General features: G+C 35.1%; 25 protein-coding genes and 1 pseudogene. 10 read left to right on the top strand and 16 right to left on the bottom strand.

Features of this window, described 5'->3' with window-relative positions:
* Positions 1-12 precede the first annotated feature (12 nt).
* From AC6EJB_RS10310 to AC6EJB_RS10300, 3 genes are all read right to left on the bottom strand, one after another.
* On the bottom strand, positions 13-681 hold the full coding sequence (locus tag AC6EJB_RS10310; protein WP_498491383.1) for a hydantoin utilization protein A: 669 nt from the start codon (positions 679-681) through the stop codon (positions 13-15).
* A gap of 182 nt (positions 682-863) precedes the next feature.
* Positions 864-1,100: a photosystem II reaction center protein PsbN gene (gene psbN, locus AC6EJB_RS10305; protein WP_498491381.1), complete on the bottom strand. Its 237-nt coding sequence runs from the start codon at positions 1,098-1,100 to the stop codon at positions 864-866.
* Positions 1,101-1,570: 470 nt separating this feature from the next.
* Complete coding sequence (locus AC6EJB_RS10300) at positions 1,571-1,705, bottom strand: hypothetical protein (RefSeq protein WP_498491380.1); 135 nt, start codon at positions 1,703-1,705, stop codon at positions 1,571-1,573.
* Positions 1,706-1,881: 176 nt separating this feature from the next.
* Between AC6EJB_RS10300 and AC6EJB_RS10295 the strand changes: the two genes are divergently transcribed.
* Positions 1,882-3,096 (top strand): aminotransferase class V-fold PLP-dependent enzyme, encoded by a 1,215-nt coding sequence (locus AC6EJB_RS10295; protein ID WP_498491378.1) that lies wholly within the window; start codon positions 1,882-1,884, stop codon positions 3,094-3,096.
* Here the strand turns inward: AC6EJB_RS10295 and AC6EJB_RS10290 are convergent.
* The 3 genes from AC6EJB_RS10290 to yidD form a co-directional block, all read right to left on the bottom strand.
* On the bottom strand, positions 3,086-4,615 hold the full coding sequence (locus AC6EJB_RS10290) for a UDP-N-acetylmuramoyl-L-alanyl-D-glutamate--2,6-diaminopimelate ligase (RefSeq protein ID WP_498491376.1): 1,530 nt from the start codon (positions 4,613-4,615) through the stop codon (positions 3,086-3,088). The genes AC6EJB_RS10295 and AC6EJB_RS10290 overlap by 11 nt on opposite strands.
* 195 nt (positions 4,616-4,810) lie before the next feature.
* The gene (locus AC6EJB_RS10285; RefSeq protein ID WP_498491374.1) at positions 4,811-5,122 is read right to left on the bottom strand and encodes a glutaredoxin family protein; all 312 of its coding nucleotides are present in this window, start codon (positions 5,120-5,122) and stop codon (positions 4,811-4,813) included.
* Positions 5,119-5,358, bottom strand: coding sequence for a membrane protein insertion efficiency factor YidD (yidD, locus tag AC6EJB_RS10280; protein ID WP_498491372.1), 240 nt, complete (start codon positions 5,356-5,358; stop codon positions 5,119-5,121). Before yidD ends, AC6EJB_RS10285 begins: the two co-directional genes overlap by 4 nt.
* Positions 5,359-5,448: 90 nt before the next feature.
* On the opposite strand from yidD, the gene rpsD reads away from it, so the two are divergent.
* On the top strand, positions 5,449-6,057 hold the full coding sequence (rpsD, locus tag AC6EJB_RS10275; RefSeq protein WP_413677393.1) for a 30S ribosomal protein S4: 609 nt from the start codon (positions 5,449-5,451) through the stop codon (positions 6,055-6,057).
* Positions 6,058-6,470: 413 nt separating this feature from the next.
* On the opposite strand, the gene AC6EJB_RS10270 is transcribed toward rpsD, so the two are convergent.
* Entirely contained in the window at positions 6,471-6,680 is a 210-nt protein-coding gene (locus AC6EJB_RS10270) for a hypothetical protein (protein WP_498491369.1), read from the bottom strand.
* Between the two features lie 204 nt (positions 6,681-6,884).
* Positions 6,885-7,010: a DUF8673 family protein gene (locus AC6EJB_RS10265; protein ID WP_498491367.1), complete on the bottom strand. Its 126-nt coding sequence runs from the start codon at positions 7,008-7,010 to the stop codon at positions 6,885-6,887.
* A 53-nt stretch (positions 7,011-7,063) separates the two neighbouring features.
* Between AC6EJB_RS10265 and AC6EJB_RS10260 the strand changes: the two genes are divergently transcribed.
* Both AC6EJB_RS10260 and AC6EJB_RS10255 read left to right on the top strand, forming a co-directional pair.
* Positions 7,064-7,198 (top strand): hypothetical protein, encoded by a 135-nt coding sequence (locus AC6EJB_RS10260; RefSeq protein ID WP_498491365.1) that lies wholly within the window; start codon positions 7,064-7,066, stop codon positions 7,196-7,198.
* 190 nt (positions 7,199-7,388) lie between these two features.
* A complete protein-coding gene (locus tag AC6EJB_RS10255; protein WP_498491364.1) occupies positions 7,389-7,574 on the top strand; it encodes a hypothetical protein in 186 nt (61 codons plus the stop codon).
* Positions 7,575-8,046: 472 nt separating this feature from the next.
* Here the strand turns inward: AC6EJB_RS10255 and AC6EJB_RS10250 are convergent.
* From AC6EJB_RS10250 to AC6EJB_RS10235, 4 genes and pseudogenes are all read right to left on the bottom strand, one after another.
* Positions 8,047-8,154: pseudogene (locus AC6EJB_RS10250) on the bottom strand (high light inducible protein); the annotation flags it as partial.
* A gap of 17 nt (positions 8,155-8,171) precedes the next feature.
* Positions 8,172-8,318 (bottom strand): high light inducible protein, encoded by a 147-nt coding sequence (locus AC6EJB_RS10245; protein WP_498491362.1) that lies wholly within the window; start codon positions 8,316-8,318, stop codon positions 8,172-8,174.
* Positions 8,318-8,437, bottom strand: coding sequence for a high light inducible protein (locus tag AC6EJB_RS10240; protein WP_011294968.1), 120 nt, complete (start codon positions 8,435-8,437; stop codon positions 8,318-8,320). Before AC6EJB_RS10240 ends, AC6EJB_RS10245 begins: the two co-directional genes overlap by 1 nt.
* 19 nt (positions 8,438-8,456) lie before the next feature.
* On the bottom strand, positions 8,457-8,666 hold the full coding sequence (locus AC6EJB_RS10235; RefSeq protein WP_498491361.1) for a high light inducible protein: 210 nt from the start codon (positions 8,664-8,666) through the stop codon (positions 8,457-8,459).
* 259 nt (positions 8,667-8,925) lie between these two features.
* Here AC6EJB_RS10235 and AC6EJB_RS10230 point away from each other — a divergent pair, with 259 nt between their 5' ends.
* Positions 8,926-9,216, top strand: a complete 291-nt coding sequence (locus AC6EJB_RS10230; protein ID WP_498491360.1) for a hypothetical protein — start codon at positions 8,926-8,928, stop codon at positions 9,214-9,216.
* 979 nt (positions 9,217-10,195) lie between these two features.
* Here the strand turns inward: AC6EJB_RS10230 and AC6EJB_RS10225 are convergent.
* Genes AC6EJB_RS10225 through AC6EJB_RS10215 form a run of 3 tightly spaced genes read right to left on the bottom strand, consistent with a single transcriptional unit; the run spans position 10,196 to position 10,639 of the window.
* Positions 10,196-10,336: a hypothetical protein gene (locus AC6EJB_RS10225; protein WP_498491359.1), complete on the bottom strand. Its 141-nt coding sequence runs from the start codon at positions 10,334-10,336 to the stop codon at positions 10,196-10,198.
* Positions 10,329-10,460: a hypothetical protein gene (locus tag AC6EJB_RS10220; RefSeq protein ID WP_498491358.1), complete on the bottom strand. Its 132-nt coding sequence runs from the start codon at positions 10,458-10,460 to the stop codon at positions 10,329-10,331. The genes AC6EJB_RS10225 and AC6EJB_RS10220 overlap by 8 nt, the downstream gene beginning before the upstream one ends.
* A gap of 5 nt (positions 10,461-10,465) precedes the next feature.
* Positions 10,466-10,639: a hypothetical protein gene (locus AC6EJB_RS10215; RefSeq protein ID WP_498491356.1), complete on the bottom strand. Its 174-nt coding sequence runs from the start codon at positions 10,637-10,639 to the stop codon at positions 10,466-10,468.
* 817 nt (positions 10,640-11,456) lie between these two features.
* Here AC6EJB_RS10215 and AC6EJB_RS10210 point away from each other — a divergent pair.
* From AC6EJB_RS10210 to cysK, 5 genes are all read left to right on the top strand, one after another.
* Entirely contained in the window at positions 11,457-11,654 is a 198-nt protein-coding gene (locus tag AC6EJB_RS10210) for a hypothetical protein (RefSeq protein WP_498491355.1), read from the top strand.
* 20 nt (positions 11,655-11,674) lie between these two features.
* Positions 11,675-12,208 (top strand): PAP/fibrillin family protein, encoded by a 534-nt coding sequence (locus tag AC6EJB_RS10205; protein ID WP_498491354.1) that lies wholly within the window; start codon positions 11,675-11,677, stop codon positions 12,206-12,208.
* Positions 12,209-13,671: 1,463 nt separating this feature from the next.
* Positions 13,672-14,841 (top strand): trans-sulfuration enzyme family protein, encoded by a 1,170-nt coding sequence (locus AC6EJB_RS10200; RefSeq protein WP_498491353.1) that lies wholly within the window; start codon positions 13,672-13,674, stop codon positions 14,839-14,841.
* Positions 14,838-16,304, top strand: coding sequence for an aminotransferase class I/II-fold pyridoxal phosphate-dependent enzyme (locus AC6EJB_RS10195; RefSeq protein WP_498491351.1), 1,467 nt, complete (start codon positions 14,838-14,840; stop codon positions 16,302-16,304). The genes AC6EJB_RS10200 and AC6EJB_RS10195 overlap by 4 nt, the downstream gene beginning before the upstream one ends.
* Before the next feature lie 87 nt (positions 16,305-16,391).
* Complete coding sequence (gene cysK, locus AC6EJB_RS10190) at positions 16,392-17,378, top strand: cysteine synthase A (RefSeq protein ID WP_498491350.1); 987 nt, start codon at positions 16,392-16,394, stop codon at positions 17,376-17,378.
* A 9-nt stretch (positions 17,379-17,387) separates the two neighbouring features.
* Here cysK and queA read toward each other — a convergent pair whose 3' ends face one another.
* Positions 17,388-18,485 carry a tRNA preQ1(34) S-adenosylmethionine ribosyltransferase-isomerase QueA gene (gene queA / locus AC6EJB_RS10185; RefSeq protein WP_498491349.1) on the bottom strand — a complete coding sequence of 366 codons (1,098 nt, stop codon included), beginning with the start codon at positions 18,483-18,485 and terminating at the stop codon, positions 17,388-17,390.
* Positions 18,486-18,538: the final 53 nt, after the last annotated feature.

Raw genomic sequence — 18,538 nt, 5'->3', positions numbered from 1 at the left:
GAAGCAAGATTTTTAAAAAGTTAGAATCGAAGTCTTTTGAAGCCAAAATATTCCTATCACAATTGATAATGCTCCTATTGATCGCATCAAGAAAGGATAAAACATTTTATTCGCTTTACTCGTTGCAAAAGATATACCTAAAACAACGCATCCCATTGCGAAGACTGATCCAAGTAAATATGCAAAAAGATAAGCCAACGCTCCAAACAAAGGCAATGCTAATGCAGGAATAACTGCAACCAAATGACTAGCTCCAGCAAACCCATGCAAAACTCCTAATCCAGTTGCGGCATGAGTATGACTTCTATGAAGTTTATTTCCAGGCGAATGGAAATGAAAATGTTTATGAGGCTTTTCTTCTCCATGCATATGCTGATGCATGTGAATGTTTACTTTTAAAGAAGTTCTAATAGCTAGGAACCCCACAATCAAAAGACTAATACCAACAAGAAACTCTGCATAGGAAGACATTAATTCAATATTTATCAAATCTTTAGCTAAAATTCCTAATATTGAAAGAATCAAAACCCCTGTTGAGTGTCCAATCCCCCATGCCAAACCATCAATTAAAGCAATTTTGGGCTCACGGATAGAGGAGGGAGCCATTGCTACCATATGATCTGCTCCGCTAACCACATGTACCGCCCCAGCAGCAAAACCAGTTAGTACACTAATCAACATGATCGCTGGTCAGAACAAGTATTTTTAAAAAAATAGATATTGTTTTCATCTATAGGGATCAATTCTCGAACCTAATTAATACCTTTTATTATATCCCAGAGGTTTAATTATCTTGATAGGAAATTATATGCACAAATAAATGCATAAATTTTTATCAAAATTTGATAAGTACTTCTTAGTTTTTAGGATATTTGATCCTTTTGAAGTTTTCCAGACATCTCATAGGCCTCTGAACTTCCACCATGCCCATGAGCGATACCTAATTCATTCATTTTTGCGTGTTCATCAATAGTATCTCTGAGCTCCTTTGAGCCAGAACCAAATGTTGAATAAACTCCATAGGCTACTGAGCCAGCTAGTAAAACAACTATTCCTCCTATGAGCATCAATAATGTTGGATCAGTAGTTGAGGTTTCCATTAGCAATAAACTTGATGCAAATAATTCTACTCTATGAATAAAGACAACGAGAGCTGAAAATGGAAACTAATTAAATTGTCCTATTAATTTTTATTTTCATTAATCAAAAAATCAAAAGAATCTATATTTAACTAATTGTTGAATGATAAATATTTTAAAGATAAATTGATAACTAATCATACGAAACAATTTAATTTCTAGTTATAAGATGAAATTGTTTTATAATTAGAAAATTATTAGAGAGTAGAGTTATAAGCTAAAAGCCCAAAGAAACCCAGTATCAATAGGATGCTAGCAATCCTGCTAAAAGTTACAGGACCAAAATCAATTTTCATCTTAAGACCTAATTAGGAGTTTCATCTTAATATAAAAAGCCGAAAAAAGTGAAGCAGATTAACTAGGAAGTAATTGAAAAGTTCAACAGAAATATGATTGTCACTAATTTGTCCGACGGGACCAAAGTCTAATCACTATTCACTCTTTTGATTGTTAATTTCCAAATGATGCTCATAAGCATCAATTTCTTTCTCACTTTTTTTTATTTGCCCATCGAACATGACCACCCATTCTTGAGCTTTGATTTTTTGTTCTTTTTTGATATTCATAAACCAATTTAAAATTAAAACCACTATACTTTAGTTGCGCGCTTAATGATTTTAAATACCCCTGAATACAATAAAAATGGTAGACGTTTAGGTTCATATAACTAAAAGACATAATTAAATTGGTAAGTTGCTATAAAAAAAGATATTCTTAATTTCCACACCACAAGATAAAAGGTATGTCACCAATATTGTTCAAAGACAATATGCCAGCTCTACAAAATAAAGACTATTTTAATTATGGAGGTCAAGGTCCACTCCCAATTCAATCTTTAAATGCAATAACTTCGAGTTGGCAAACAATTCAAAGCCTAGGTCCATTCACAAATAACGTTTGGCCATACATTACTAAAGAATTCATAACCACGAAAAATCTTATAGCAGAGATTTGCGCTATTAATCCTAAGAGAATTGCCTTTACCGAAAATGTCACCTCCGGTTGTATCTTACCTTTGCTGGGCTTGCCATTTTCTGATGGAGATAATTTATTAATTAGCGATTGTGAACATCCAGGGATAGTCGCAGCATGTAAAGAGTTAGCTCAAAAAAAGAATCTAACAATCGCCATACTTCCCGTATCAAAATTATGCAATTGTAACGGCAAGAAAGATGAGACATATAAAGAAGTACTTAAATTGATAGATGAAAATCTAAAAAACAATACAAAGCTCGTTGTTCTCTCACATCTCCTTTGGAACACAGGACAAATTATGCCAATTGAACTTATTTCCAAAAAACTTAAAAAGCATTCAAGTAAACCTTATTTATTAGTTGATGCTGCTCAAAGTTTTTGTCACATACCAATTAAAGGGGCTTGTGATCATGCGGATATATATGCGTTTACAGGACATAAATGGGCATACGGGCCTGAGGGACTCGGAGCTGTTGCTCTTTCAACAAGAGTTCTAGAAGAGTCAAGCCCAACATTAATTGGCTGGAAAAGCTTAAAAGCTGAAGAAGGCATATATGTCAACAATAAAACTCCTTTTCATTCTGATGGCAGACGTTTTGAGATAGCGACTTCTTGTGTCCCTCTTTTAGCTGGTCTCAGGAGCTCTCTAATAATGCTAAATAATGAAGGTCAAGACACTGAGCGCTTTTGTAAGATTAAAAGCCTCAGCTCTATTCTTTGGGAAAAACTAAACCAAATCAAAAACATTGAACTTGTTTTAAAGAGTCCTCCACCTGCAGGAATTATTAGTTTTACAATTAATGGAATTAATTCTCCTGAAGAAGTTGTCAACTATCTTGGTCAAAAGAATTTATGGATAAGAGTTCTCGAAGATCCTAAATGGCTTCGTGCTTGCGTTCATATAACTACAGATTTAAACGAAATAGATAATCTTGTTATTGGTCTAAAAAATTTCATCTCGAATAAAGAGTCTATAAGATAGTCTTTTTTAAAGATAATGCTTTTCTAGCTTGTTCACGATCGTCAAAATAAATTGTCTGATCTTTTAAAATTTGATAATCTTCGTGACCTTTACCTGCGATTAAAACAACATCATTTTTCTTGGCTTTTGCTATGGCAAGCTGAATAGCTATCGATCTCTCTGGCTCAACAGAGATTTCAGAATCAAAAGTCATACCTTTTTTAATATCTTTAATAATCTCAATTGGGTTTTCTTGCCGAGGGTTATCAGATGTCACAACCACATAATCTGCATGCTTAGCAGCAACTTCTCCCATTTTAGATCTTTTACCTTTATCTCTATTACCTCCACAACCAAAGACACAAATTAATTGTTTTTTCGTCAATGATCTCGAAGCAATCAAAGCATTTTGCAAGCCATCCGGTGTATGAGCATAATCTACTATCACTAGTGGATAGCCGTCTTTGACTTTAAATCCATCCATGTTTATCAGTTGCATTCTTCCTGGCACTCCAGGAAACTTGTTCAACGCAGCCAAAAGATCATTTAAGGGAAATCCTCTTTGAACTAAAATTCCTACTGCTTGCAATATATTCATTAAATTAAATTCACCTATTAGTGGAGAAAAAAAGTTTTCGGCCCCAAATGGCGTATGCAATTTTCCCTTACACCCATCTTGCATAATTTGAATATTACTAATATATAAATCTGGTTTTTCCCTGGTTTGAGAGATCTCTTTTAGGGAGCATGTCCAACATTTTTGGTTGAGCTCTTTTGCTAATAATTCTCCCCATTCATCATCTATGTTAACTACTGATCTAGGCCCATCATCTTCTATTAAATGTGATCGGAACAAACTAGCTTTAGCCTCAAAATAAGATTCCATTGAATCGTGATAATCTAAATGATCTCTTGAAAGATTTGTAAATATTGCGCCACTAAAATCACAACCAGCAACTCTATTCTGAGACAAAGCATGTGAACTTACTTCCATTGCTGCATATTCAACTCCTGCCTGAACTGCTTGACGAAGTTTTGCCTGCAAAGGGGCCGCAAAAGTAGTTGTATATTTTGAAGTTTCCTCATAATTAGGCCAGCGATTAATTAATGTTCCAAACAAAGCCGATGGATGGCCAAGCGAAGCAATCAAAAATTCAATTAAAAATGATGTAGTCGTTTTACCGTTAGTACCAGTAACACCTATCAAACAAATCTCACTAGAGGGTTTACCCCAAAAATCGGCAGCTAATTTGCCCATAAATAGTGATACTGAATCCGAAATAATAACTACGGGGTCATCATTAGTTGGTGGATTTAAAAGAGAAGCATTTTTACTAATAATCGCCGCACAAGCACCTCTATCAATTGCGTTTGCCCAATAAATCCCTCCATCAACTTTTTCACCTTCTAAACCTAAGAACAAATCACCTTTTTGGATTTCTCTAGAATCGCATGAAAGATTTTTTATTTCTGGATTCGCTAACCCTGAAGGGACTTGAAAATCAATTGCTTTCAATAAAGTGTGTAGATAACGCGACAAAATAAACCTCTGATAATGAAAAATCAATTAAGGATCATTTCAAGTATAAAAAGACCCACATAATTTTCACCACAAAATAAATCTACTTACTATTGAGCAATTAAAAAGGATTTTAATTAATGAAAATAAATAAATTATGTTTTTCACTTTGAATTCAATTAAGTAATTAAATAAAAAGAGCTAATGATTATTTTCTTAAGATGTTTTGTACAAAATATTCAAATTTTTTTGTATCCAAGACAAAAGCATCTCTTCTTTTAAACGCGGAGGAACCCGGGGTAATTCAATCTTTTTTAATAATCTAGTTGAGTCGAGAATTATTACTGGAACTTCATTTGTATACTTCATTTGAATATCTAATGACACATTTTTGCTATCTATATCGATAATGGAAAGTACAATAGAAGGTTTTAAATTTTTTAGACATATATTAGACAATTTTTTTTCCAGTGTTTGGCACAAACAGCAACCTTTACGTGAATATAAAATCAATTCTTCTGAGTTCATTTTTCGGGAACGGGGTCACACCCACAAGGAGTAAAAGGATGACATTTACTTAACCTTTTCAAAGTCAGCCAGCCACCTCTCCAAGGGCCATGCTTATTAACGGCTTCTATCCCATAAGCACTGCAACTAGGGATAAATCGGCAACTAGGTCCAAACAAAGGTGAAACCCACTTCTGATAAAAGGAAATTAAACCAACAAAAACAAGAGCAATGGCTTTATTGATCTTTGTAAGCATGTTTAGATAGAATAATGGACTGGTGAATAAGGGGCAAATGGATTTACGTCCAGATTACCCTTACCAGTAAACATTTTCTAAGTTAACCCTATGTCTAGATACCGCGGACCTCGCTTGAGGATCACGCGACGCTTGGGAGACCTACCTGGTCTCACCCGGAAGGCCGCAAAAAGGTCTCATCCCCCAGGTCAGCACGGCCAAGCCCGTCGCAAGCGCTCTGAATACGCGATCCGACTCGAAGAAAAGCAAAAACTTCGATTCAACTATGGTATTTCCGAACGCCAGCTTGTTCGCTACGTAAAGAAAGCTCGTGCTCAGGAGGGTTCCACAGGAACAAATCTCTTAAAGCTTTTGGAAAATAGGCTTGATAATGTTTGTTTTAGGCTTGGATTTGGACCTACCATCCCAGGCGCAAGGCAACTAGTAAACCATGGCCATGTAACTGTTAATGGCAGGATAACTGACATTGCAAGTTATCAATGCAAGGCTGGAGATGTTATTGCCATAAGAGATAACAAAGCTAGTAAGCAATTGGCTCAAGCCAACTTAGAATTCCCAGGTCTTGCGAATGTTCCTCCACATCTTGAACTTGATAAAACCAAACTCTCGGCAAAGATATCAGCAAAGACAGATAGGGAATGGGTTGCTATTGAAATAAATGAATTGTTAGTTGTTGAGTATTACTCAAGAAAAGTTTAGAACTTTTCTCTTACTAGCTTTTCTTGGCCTCAGTCAAACTCTTGCTAAGCTACTTTCAGTATGGCAAGAGTTTTTTTCATGCCGTATATTGCAGAGAAATCTAAAGTTTTCGGAGGCAAAGACGTTGTCTTGGCTTTCACATGAGCTCCTGATATTTTCTTATACCCTTAACCAATCCCAGGGAATAGGAAGCACTTACATTTGTAATTTGATTTTGCAAAGTTAGGATATTTATGACGTAGCCAAGCTTGTGGGACAAAGTATTTCAGTATGCTTATTACGCAAACTTATACATTGGTAGAAAATCGAATGAGCTAACGGGAATCGATCATGGACTCAAAGGGCGAAGAAAGACTGTTATGGTTAAAATTAAGATTAAAAAACACATATGTGTCACTTGGAATACAACCTAGTCAGGAATTGAATTTTTCCCAAATACCCTCTAATTCTTTAATCAATTCGTTAGCATCTTCCTTTCCAAGAGTCTTATGAACATCCCTCATTAGCTGTATATATCTCAATCTTAGTTCTCCCATTTCTATTTCTCGGTCTAATTCACTTAAAGACGTCTTCTGCTTATATGGTGCATGGGAGAAGTTAATGGTGGCATTGTGGTGACTCATTGTTCTAAATTTCAATAACTACTTAGCGATAAGGGGAAGATTAGCTACTTTTAGTACAGTCTCCCTCTCTCTCGTTGGTGCTAATTCCAACCTTTGGTATTTTGGCTAAGTGATTTTAGGATTGCGTTGATTGTCTAGTACGGTTTTCCTTTTTGAGATCTGGAACTTTTAGCGTTGAAGTCTTAAGTGCCTCTGCATAGACATTCAAACAGGTAGTCCATTCAAAGAATCTTGGCTAAAAGCGTAGCTGTCTTGATATGTCTTCAGGCTATCGAGATAAGGAACCCTCTGAGCCGCCCATGGAATAGTAATACGTTGACTTAGATTCATATATTTAACTTAAATAAACCCTCAAGGACTGTGGTTATAGCTTGTAAATGAATATGGAGAAACCAACCAACAAAAAAGACAACCTTTTGAGGAACGATCTGGAATATAACCTTGTTGTTGCTAAGTTAAATCCCGCCTTGGAGAATGGAGGAGGAGAAGACAATTCAAGTAATCTGCGAAAATATTGATATTCACTCAGATTGATGATTGAACTAAACCCAAAGAGAATAAGCTTAATCATTCGCCTTAATCCTGTTTCGACAAAAGCTCAAACCAGCTACGCACGGATAAACAATCAGACTATTAAATGCTTTTCAGGAGAAAATGTTCATCTTGTGACATCGAATACACTCTGGTTTCGTATCTTGATAGATCCTTTTGTCAGTCGACAATGATGGTTATGACCAAAAACTCACCTATCGATACGCATTCACATTATTAAAAATGAAAAGGGCTGAAGGCAGAAATGAATATATTGATTTAGCGAAAGAAGCCAATCTTTTATGGCATCAAATAGCAAGTCAAAAGTCTAAAAACACACCTCGGATTAATTCTCGAACTTAATTCTTAATTATTACATTAAGGCAAAAATTTTTAATAGAAATTTCTGAAGCCTCATAACGTCTATCTAGGTACAAAAAGAAAAAGTAGAAGTCGTCATACCAAAGTTTTACTGAAACAAATGACTACCTACACCTAAGTCATGAAAGCCTTTTCTCTTAAACCCCAGGTCAAAGTCAACTCATTGACATGAATAAGTCGTCAGAAGAGGCATAATTAACTCCAATGAGGATGACTGCAGTACTAGAAAGCTATAGTGTTGTGGCTAATTACGCAGACTTAAACCACTTTGTAAGAAAGATTTTAAAATTGTTTAAATATTTCCTAGACATTAAAAGATTGACAATAGAAACAAAGATTCGTTTTTAAGTAGACGATCATGTCTTAAAAATAATTATTTAATTTGGTAAATCAAAAACCTCTTCCCTTGACATGAAATGGTAGAGGTTAAAGAAACATTGTATATATTTGACTCTTAAACAATCCCCGGAACAATCCAACCAGTGAATCCGTAGTTAATGACTGCAGCAAAGAAACCGATCATCGCAAGACGACCATTCATTTGTTCTGCTATTTTAAAATAGCTAATTTTATTGTTCATCACACAACACCTGGAATGATTTGACCTGTTGTTATGTATGCACCGATAAGTGCCCAGCATCCAAAAAATGCTGCGTAGCCGTTGAGTCTTTCAGCAATTACTTTGCCTTCTTCTACTCTTGGAGTTTCAGTAGTTGGAGTTTTCATTAAACGACACCTGGGATAAGTTGACCGGTTGTTAGGTAGATACCTGTTAGCAGAACGAATGCCATCATGGCTGGTCTGCCGATGCTTCTTTCTAGGATTGTTTTGTTGGATGGTTGCATTGTTTTAGTGGTTACTGGTTTAGAAAATTCCAGGAATGATTTGACCTGTTGTGAAGTAAGAAACTAGAAGACTGAAAAAGCCAATCATCGCCCAACGACCATTTGTTTTTTCTGCTTCTTCTGGATAACTTGTGTAATCCTCGACAAGCTGGGGCTGGGTTTCACGGCCAAAAATGTTTTGCTTACCGTACTCAGTAATTACCTGAGAAGTAGAAGAAGAACTTGTCATGAATGGAATTGCATTTATGTGAAGTAATGTAAAGTACTAAGTTGATAGAGCATAGATACGGTCGGGTACGGCTTCTTCTAATCCTTAATAGCTTTAAGCCTCAAAACCTAAATACAGCAATTCTTTAGAAAGATATTCATCCAATTATTAGATCTATTAATAACTCTTATAAGTACAAATAACCGGAATACGAGTGGGTTTACCCATCTTTGATATTTTAATTGTACGTTAGATTTCGTACGTCAATCAATCACTTTTCATGCGTCCCGAACCTGATGATCTACAGATGTTTATCAGTCAGTGTAGGACCATGGATATTGAAGAATTAAAGTCAAATATAGACAATTGGGAAGAAAAGAAGGATAGCTCTATTCACCACAAGAATCTTAAAATTGCAAAAAACGAACTGGAACTTAAACACAAAGAAAGGCAAGAACAAATAGAACTCTTAACTAAATCTCTTACCTCTTCATCTCGCATCGGCAGATGGGTCTCTAGTATTGCAGCAGTTATAAGACAGATAAAAAATTCATTACGTAGAGGTTTTTGAAGCTATAGATGAAGCCTGAAAAGATAGTTGATATATACGATATAAATCGTACATATCAAATCGATAAGCTAGGACAAACAAACAGAGCTAATACTCATTTTTTTTCTAAATAGACAAAATCTGATCCAAATTGTCAGAATATTTATATAAATCCTTACTTCGACTATGGATTCTAATAAAGAAACACATAGGTATCCCTTCGAACTAGTAAAAGTTTCAAGAAAAATGCCCGTTAATCGAGCTGAAAAGCAACCTCATATTCAAGAAATAAGAACGAACTATCTACAACAAACTTTGAAACTTAGAACTAATAAAAAGTTCAGTAAAAGGGTTGAGTCAACTTTTCGATCTAATATGCTCAGTTTTTTAGAAAATAATACCTTGGATTACTTTTTAAGTCTCTCCACAAACAAGCCATTACATATACAAAACCAGCAGCAGAAATCAAAAAGAATATAGAAGTCATATTAATCCCAAACTCCCAGCCGTAAAACCAACTCCACAAAAGAAAGCAAATTCAGCAAAATCTCTACATGCTGATGGAATTGAATTTAATGCAATATTGATTCGTTGAGTCATTTGATCATGTTTCGCAAATGGAATATAAATCTAAAGCAAAAACTCAAAAATATAGCTCCTCAAAGGTAGGGTTTTCGGGTATTAGTTGGCCTTATGAATTTATTATCTCTTTAACTTCGTAGTAGTTGTAAAAAACTAATAAACAAAGTCCACCTGAAACAACTACCAATAATGCAGCGACCTTGGAAAACTATTTCCATTTGTTTTAACTTGATTAGTATCTTACTATTATTACTTCAAAATATGCTGAAAGGATCCATTTTGAATCCACGTTCGCTTCTTGATAAGAAGATATATTTTGAATCTTTTACGACTATATAAATGTTGAACTTTTGATATTTTATTGGTACCAAGAAAACATTATCGACATTATTAAACTCTAGAAAATCCAATTGGGTACTTAAGTCCCTAGGCTTTGAAACTCTCGGAAAGCCATGCCATCTCCATCATTATCATCATCATCAAAACCAGAAATTAGAACCAAGATTCCTCCCAATGCAAACAAACCTGAAGCAAAAACAACAACTATTTGGCTAAGCATTATTAGCGTTAAAATCAATTTCTAATTGAGTTGATTCTGGAGAAGAGGGTTCAATCCCCCAAAGTTCCCCACGGTTAGAGGCCTCTAAAATTGATTCGTATAAACCGGAGATTTGATTTGACATTTTTTTTAATTGATTCGATTATCTATTAGTTTCGTTTCACAATCAATATCACCTTCAACACAATTCACTTCGTCTTTGTTGGTAGATAAATTGCAACCCATAGCACTAACAGGCAAGACACCAATCGCGGAATAAAGAGTAGAAGAGGAAAGGAGTAATAATGGGATTAATTTCTTCATAAGTTTGAGCCGTTTACATACATGATCAGAGAATCAAATGAAGTTCGTGAGATTCAATCGTTCGGTTAACTAGAAATATCAGATGATTATAGAATTCCTTAACTTTAATTTACTTTATGCTTATGAAAGCTGTTTAGCATTTTCCAGGTTCAGAATTGCAAAATGCTTAAATTAATTGAGTTCTCTTGTTCTAAACGTGTCTAGATAAACACGGAAAAGTAAAATGAATCTGAATAGTACTAGTAAAATTTGATTTGACTGACTAGGTTCCGCTGAAGAAATTTGAAAAATCAAGGCAGAGCTATTTATTAATAGTATTGCAAACAAAATAGCGTGATACGAAGAAAACATAACTACAAAAACACATAGGCAGATTTGATGATCAAATGTTGTAGTGCAAGTACTACTTTTTATTAGGGGGTTCTCCACATCTAGAGGACATTTAAATGCATTAAAACAATGGGGTTGCATAAGGTTTAGTGAAATTGTTTACTCCTTTCAACATTCCCAAACCAGAGATGACTGAGCTTTGCCGTATAACTAGCAGCAAAGAAAAAATCAAACAGTTATTTTAAATTTTTCTAGCTACCCTCATGAAATCAGCTTTTTACTACCTCTCATTTTTCAGTCGTAGACCATTAGAAATGAGTTTGTTTTTTATCTATTGCGGAGCTTTAGCATGCTTCGTCAGTTCAATTGGTCACTACTAAGAAAATCAAATGAACTCTTCTAATGACTTATTTCAAAAACCATTAGCGATGACTCTCGCTTTCGTTCTTTGTACTTTTTTAGCTGAATCTCTAGTTGGTAATTTCACATGAAAATTCCAACTATTAGCTTAAAAAGAACTCTTGAAGTGACAATGAATGATGCAGTAAAGAGACTAACCGAACTTGATGGGCTAGACAAAAAAGCTCTCAAAGAAGAGTACAAAGAATGGATTCAAGCAAGTGAGGGAAGTAAAGACCAGCCACACGTTCTTTATGTCAACCAAATCAATATTGAACAACTATAGATTCTAAATAAATATTTATCATGAATGCAATATCAAAATTGATAGAAGTTCTTAGTCATACCCCTACAAAATCAAGTCAGATCTTAGATCTCATAAAACTTAGTGAGAGAGAATCCTCTGTAGACATAATAAAGCAAATTGATTTACTCACAGGTGTTTGGGAACTTAGATGGAGTTCTTCTAACTCACCTTTTTTAAATTATTCACCGCTAGTAGATAACTTACAGATCCTTGAGCCTGAGAGAAGTAGAGGATTAAATTTATTAAGACCAAAAAGTTTTGCAGAAAAGCTATTTGCTACTAACATTCTTGCTAGCTTAGAAATTATTGATCAGAAACGTATAAACGTTAACTTTAAAAAAGCAGGAATAATAGGTCCAAAGTTACTAGGGAAAAAGATTTGCTTCTTTTCAGAGATAAAAAAGACTCAAAAAGGTTGGCTAGATACAACTGTATTATCTCCCGACTTACGTATATGCAAAGGTTACAAGGGTACAACTTTTGCTTTATTAAAAAGAAATGACTTATCACTTACTGAGTTTTTTAATCATTAGCCTTTGTCGTAATAAGCGTAAAAATTTGTCGTACAAGCCTCAATCAAAAAGAATGTAGATGCATTAGAGCATATTTGTTATTAGTTATAACATTATGACTTCAATCCCTACTTATTATTTTCCATCATTTTCTCCAATTCTAGTTGTAGATTTCTTAGGAATCGCTATATCTCTTTACACACTTTATACAGTTAATAATGCTTATTAAAACTCACCTCTTCGAAATGAAGAATTATTTATTTTAATCGAATCACTCTAGAAGAAGTAATAGAATAAAACCTGTTATTTGATTAAAAAGGTTATTAGAATCTTCTAGAAGACTCTGAGTGGTAAAAGCAACTTAAATTTTAAACACCTTAACAAGAAATTTTCAGTAATCAGAAAACTTAATATTAGATTTAACTTCTCTTTCTGCAAGTGTTAAATAAAAATTTGTAATTCTTTAATTTGTAATTTAGCAGCTCTAATTCTTTCTTGTGTTGTCATTTCTTATCTCTGCATCATGTAGAGGAGAAAGCCTATAAATATTAGTAGCTTTCCAGCAACAAAAATAGGAATATACTTTTTAACTTTTGTTTCACTAAACCCTTTTTGAAATAAAGTCATAATTATGCAAGTACTGAAGAACCAATTTCGAAGGCTGCTGCAAATAAAAGGATTACTGGAAGATTCAAAAGAACCAACAACTTAGCAGCAGTAATTTTAGTCATTGCGTGCATAGCTAATAAATTTCTAGTTACTTATGTGAAGTCTCAAACAATATAAAAGTAAACCCTTTTTGCCCATAGGTCAGTCTATGTAGGGCTAACCAGTTCGGGTTATTTTTACCTATTAGGTTGTTCTAAAAGTTAATGCGATAAATACTCTGGTTGTACAAATCTCCTAAGAGACTTTTGCTAAATGTCCCGAGAATCTTTCAGCAATGATTAAGCTCGCAATTTTTTCACAGGATGTCGTACTGGTACTTTTGACCTTTCTTAAACTAAGAAGAAGGGTAAAGTTTTGAAACTCTATTAGCTTGTCTTGCTAGTTCTCTTCGCTTGAATTTTTGATTTGTCATTCTGGTAAATACAAAACCTGGAACGATCCAAATTGATGCAATCAAGAAAGTCATCAAGACTTGATTATGAAAGATATTTTCGAATAGATTCATCGAAACTAATTTGGTTTTCTTATCTTTGGTTAATGCTCGCTCTTTAACAAGATAATCGTGATAATGACTTTGTACGGATAGCCAATCAGATTAATTTCGCGTGTATTATACGATCTGTGGAAAAATCATTCAAACTAAAGCCCAACCTGATTTTCTTTTGAATTAACTGCTATAGCTGAATTTATGTATTATTCAAGAAAGGTATAGCGCTCAACATAGCTTCTTTCTCATTAAATTTAATTATAGAGCCCCTTTTTTTAGGGGCTTTTTCATGTTTTTCTATAGCCTATAGAAAAACAAATCAAAGTATATGAAATCAATAAAAAGAGACAAAGAGTTCAGCACTGGGGTAAACACAAGAGTGATTCATCACAAAGAAAATTTTTCTGAAGAAACCGGATCAATAATGCCTCCCATCTTCCCAACCTCAACGTTCGTTCATGGCAATGAGGGTGGATTTGACTACACTCGTTCAGGAAATCCAAATTTTCGAATTCTTGAATCAGTTTTGTCTGATTTGGAAGAATGTCATTTCGCAAGTGTATTTGGTTCAGGAGTCGCTGCAATTACAGCAATAATCTCCACTCTCAAGGCTGGAGACTTAATCCTTTGTGAGGAGAACCTTTATGGATGTACGGTGAGATTATTTGAACAAGTTTTTAATAGTTTTGGATTAGAAACTAAATGGATAGACTTTACCAAGCCCAATTTTCAAGAAGTCATTGCAAATTACAAACCCTCGATGATTTGGATCGAAAGTCCTACTAACCCACTCCTTAAAATTATTGATATTGAGGGGATTTGTCATTTCTCAAATAAAATGCAAATACCCGTTGTTGTAGACAATACTTTTGCGACACCTCTATTACAAAGACCTCTTAAACTTGGAGCAACCTTATCTTTAACGAGCACGACCAAGTACATCAATGGTCACTCAGATGCACTTGGAGGTGCGGTATGTACCGAAAGTACTATTTGGAGAGATAAACTAAATTTCGCCCAGAAAGCTCTGGGCTTAAATCCTTCCCCCTTTGATTGCTGGCTTATTACACGAGGAATAAAAACTCTTCCACTTCGCCTAGAAAGACAAGTTAACAATGCATCTAAAATAGCTGATCAATTAGCCGCTAATCCAGCAGTAAAATACGTTCGATATCCTTTCAGAAATGATCATCCACAATGTAAATTAGCAAAAAGACAAATGGCTATGGGAGGAGCAATTGTTACTGCCACTGTTAACGCAACTCAAGCTCAAACCTATTCATTTTGCAAAAGTCTTCATTACTTCAAAATGGCTGAAAGTCTAGGAGGAATTGAAAGTCTTGTTTGCCATCCAGCCACAATGACACATGCTTCTGTGTCCAAAGAAACAAAATTAAAAATTGGAATTACTGATTCACTTATTCGATTTTCCGTTGGATGTGAAGACATTGAAGACTTAAGTGCTGATTTAAATCAAGCCTTGGGAACTATCTCTTGACTGAAAGAAATTTACTTACTGATCCTTGCTGGAGTGCCAAAGATTTAGGAGAGCCTCTACCGAGTAGTCCACATGCTGTATCTGTTGCCTTGCCTAGATGGGAAGATGTAATCGCATACGAAGAGAAGATTCCGGCTTGTATAAATTCATTAAAAGCAATTTACCCTAGATTTGGATTTAATCCTTTTGTTGCTCAGATAGCTCGGAAATCACTTGAATTTCATGGTGAATCGCAGAAAAGCTGTTGGCCTTACCCCAACAGGGCTTCTGCTTTAAGTGCCCAAGAATATTGTTTTCGAAAGAATTCAGATTGTTTTTCAAAAATAGAAGATTTTCTTGGCGTTTCATGTCTAATTGTTGACCAAAGAAATACCTCTCTAGCAAAAGCCTTCTGGCAACACACTGGTCTTGGATTATCGTCACGTGAAGCAGCAATAGCTCTTGGGAAAGAGAAAAAGCCACTCACTTCACATGGTCATTGCGCCAGAGAGGAACTTATCAAACGCTTAGCAAATATTTATAATTGTGACAATGGTCTAATACGACTATATCGTTCAGGCATGGCTTCCTTAACGACTATTCTTTCAGCAATATATTGTATTAAAGGAACTTCTTCGACGCTTCAAATAGGTTTCCCATATGTTGATGTACTCAAACTACCTCAGGTTATTTTCCAAGGGAGTGATCTCATTGTACAAACAACATTAAGTCATATAAAAGAGGAGATCGATAAAAAGAATCCAGCTGCGTTAATCATAGAAATACCAAGCAACCCTTTATTGCAATGTATTGACCTCGTATCAGTTTCCAAATTAGCTAAAGAAAAAAATATCCCTGTCATTGTTGACGACACAATCGGTTCATCTATAAATGTACACCTAACTCCTTACGCAGATGTGATTTTTAGTTCTCTTACAAAAAGTTTTGCTGGAAGAGGAGATATTCTTGCTGGCAGTTCTGTCATTAGCCCATACTCTAAATGGAAAAAAGAATTAACTGAGATAATTCCTAAAGTTGCATTATCTACACTATCTGATTCAGATGCTATTGAGCTAGAGTTAACTAGTAGAGACGTAAAGGATCGCTTAAAAAGGTTAAATTCATCTTGCTTAAAGCTAAAAGAAAAATTAGAAACAAAAAAAGAAATTTTAAAGGTTTTACATCCTCAACATTGTAAAAATTTTAATTCGCTACTAAAGAAAGGAGGAGGTTATGGATGTCTATTATCATTTGAACTTAAAGGGGGGATTGAAGAATCAAAAAGAGTTTATGATTCATTAAGAGTAAACAAAGGGCCAAGTTTAGGTACATATTTTACATTGGTTTGTCCATATGTTCAGTTGGCTCACTTTAAAGAATTGAAATGGGCTGACAGTTGCGGCGTCTCGGAACACTTATTAAGAGTGTCAGTAGGACTAGAAAATGAAGATGAATTATGGTCAAGATTTAATTCAGCAATATAAAAAAATCACTAATAAAGATTATCTAAATAACCAATTACCTAAATTCTTATATAGATTTAGAGTATTAATTAATTAAGTCATTTAAAAATGTCCAGAATCTATGAAGACAATAGTTTTGCTATTGGGCATACACCATTAGTTAAGCTTAATTCGATTACAAAAAATGCAAAAGCAACAGTACTTGCAAAGATAGAAGGCCGTAACCCTGCCTACAGCGTCAAATGTAGAATTGGAGCGAATATGATCTGGGATGCTGAGAAGAAAGGTTTACTGAATAAAGATAAAGTCATTATTGAACCAACATCTGGAAATACTGGAATAGCCCTTGCTTATACAGCTGCTGCTCGAGGTTACAAGTTAATTCTTACAATGCCTGAGTCCATGTCAATTGAACGTCGGAGAATGATGGCCGTTCTTGGTGCTGAATTAATACTTACCGAAGCAGCAAAAGGAATGCCTGGCGCTATTGCGAAAGCGAAGGAAATAGCAGATAGCGAGCCTCAAAAATACTTCATGCCAGGACAATTCGATAATCCAGCTAATCCAGAAATACATTTCAAAACAACAGGCCCTGAAATTTGGGATGATACTGATGGTCAAATTGATGTTTTAGTCTCTGGAGTCGGGACTGGTGGGACAATAACAGGTGTTTCCCGTTTCATAAAGCAAGAAAAAAATCATTCATTATTATCTGTTGCCGTAGAGCCCACTCATAGCCCAGTAATAACACAAACTCTTAACGGAGAAGAAGTAAAACCCGGACCTCACAAAATTCAAGGCATTGGAGCTGGGTTTATTCCTAAGAATCTTGACTTATCTGTAGTCGATCAAGTTGAGCAAGTCTCTAATGATGAGTCTATTGCAATGGCCTTACGTTTAGCACAAGAAGAAGGACTACTAGTTGGCATATCATGTGGTGCCGCTGCAGCTGTGGCCGTAAGACTGGCCGAAAAAGAAGAGTTCTCAGGAAAGACAATCGTTGTGGTTCTACCTGATCTTGCCGAAAGATATATCTCATCCGTAATGTTTGAGAATGTTCCTACAGGCGTTATTAAAGAACCATCTTTAGCTTGACTTTTGAGTTTATATAATTGACTCCGGTGTTATCAACATCGCGTCTCCATAAGAGAAAAATCGATATTTGTTAGAGATAGCATGTTTATAAAGTTTCAACAAACGTTTTCGACCAATTAGAGCGCTAACTAAAAGTAATAGGGAACTTTTAGGTAAGTGGAAGTTAGTGAGCAATCCATCAATGACGGAAAATTTAAATCCTGGTTTAATTACCAAGTCTACTTTGCCCTCATACGGCTTCAAAGTTCCTCTTCCTGACAGGTAAGCAGCCTCAAGGGCTCTAACACTTGTAGTGCCAACCGCAAAGACTTTCCCCCCATCCTCCTTACAATTAGTTATCGCTTTGATGGTCTCTTCAGCAACCTCTATCCACTCACTATGTAAATGCAAATGAGATAGATCTTCTTTCTCTAATGGTCTAAAAGTTCCTAACCCGACATGCAAAGTAATTTGTGCAATTCTTATACCTCTGATTTTTAAAATTTCTATAAGTTCATCACTTAGATGTAAGCCCGCTGTGGGAGCAGCTATAGCTCCTGGTTTCGAAGCAAATCTAGTTTGATAGCTTTCCTCATGACCACTAGATTTGTCCTTATCTATATATGGTGGCAATGGGATTTCTCCACATAAATTAAGTAAATTTTCCATTTCCGTCCAACTAGTAAACTCATTTGAAAAATGAATAATTCTTCCGCCTGTTCTCTCATCCTTATCAATAACTTTTAAGATTAAAGAATCATCTGGTGACGTATCCAACCATAATTGATCACCTCCTCTCATACGTCTAGCAGGACGACCAAGACAAAGCCATCGGCCATTACCCCTCGGTTCCATTAGCAATAATTCACCTAGGCCTCCTCCTGACAATCGAATTTTCAATCTTGCTTTAACAACTCGTGTATTATTAACAACTAAAAGATCACCAGTCTTCAAGATATCCTTTATGTCCCATACCTTTGCATGAAGAAGGTTTAAAGAATCATCTAGGCCATCTTTAACAATCATCAATTTCGCATCATGCCTATTCTTGGTAGGTGATTGAGCAATTAAGTCATTTGGTAAATCATAGTTATATGAGCTTAAAAGATTATCGTTTTTATCTAACACATCAAATCTGATTAAAGTAAGAAAAAATCACTTGTGGTTCGACTAATTAAACC

It is taken from the genome of Prochlorococcus sp. G4PB17, from assembly GCF_059772445.1.
Note: the sequence above shows the minus strand (reverse complement) of the source record. Positions and strands in the feature narration are given on the sequence as shown.